This window comes from Amaricoccus solimangrovi (genome assembly GCF_006385685.1).
GTDB lineage: Bacteria > Pseudomonadota > Alphaproteobacteria > Rhodobacterales > Rhodobacteraceae > Amaricoccus > Amaricoccus solimangrovi.
This window is the reverse complement of sequence record NZ_VFRP01000118.1, coordinates 1-867: the sequence shown is the minus strand read 5'-3', so window position 1 is coordinate 867 and position 867 is coordinate 1. Positions and strand designations below refer to the sequence as shown.

The following is an 867-nucleotide window of genomic DNA, read 5'->3' as shown; positions in this document are numbered from 1 at the left end:
GAAGAGGATCCCCGAAAGCGCGCCGTAGAGCGCGAGCGTCAGCAGGTTGGCGCCGGCGAAGGCGCGGTCGGCGAAAAGCTCGAGCGGAACGAGCGGCGCCGCGACGCGCCGCTCGTTCCGGATCAGGGCCATTCCGGCGAGGACGCCCAGCACCACCGCGCCGGCCGCTGGCAATCGCCGGCCCGGCTCGACGAGGCTCGTCAGGCCCACCGTCAGGAGCGCGGAGGCGAGCACGGCGAGGACCGCTCCGCGCCAGTCGAGCGGCCCCGCCGTTCCGGACCGGCTCTCCGGCACGTGGCGAAGCGCGAGCAGGACGGCGAGCGCCGCGAGGGGCAGGTTGATCCAGAAGGCCGCGCGCCATCCCAGGCCGTCGATCAGGAAGCCGCCGACCGCCGGCCCCAGCGCCGTGGTGATCGACGCCGCCCCCGCCCAGGTGCCGATGGCGCGACCGCGGATCTCGGGCGGAAAGGCCGCGGAGAGGATCGCCAGACTCTGCGGCACCAGCAGCGCGGCGCCGATCCCCTGCGCGACCCGCGCCGCGATCAGCATGTCGATCCCGGGCGCGGCCGCGCAGAGGAGCGAGGCGGCGGCGAAGACGGTGATACCAGTGACGAAAAGCTTGCGCCGTCCGAAGCGGTCGCCGGCGGCGCCGCCGACCAGGAGCAGCGCGGCGAGGAACAGGGCATAGCCGCTCACCACCCATTGCGCGGCGACGAAATCCGCGTCGAGTTCACGCTGGATCACGGGAAGGGCGATGGTGACGACCGAACCGTCGATGAAGGCCATCGCCGAGGCGAGGATGGTCGCCGCGAGCACCCATGGCCGGGAAGCCGTCGCGCAGCGGCCCGCGTCGACCGGATCTCCGGG

General features: G+C 73.7%; 1 protein-coding gene. It reads right to left on the bottom strand.

The features are described 5' to 3' along the window. Positions 1 to 867, bottom strand: an 867-nt coding sequence (locus tag FJM51_RS23525; RefSeq protein ID WP_140456509.1) for an MFS transporter, incomplete at both ends; no start/stop codon positions are given.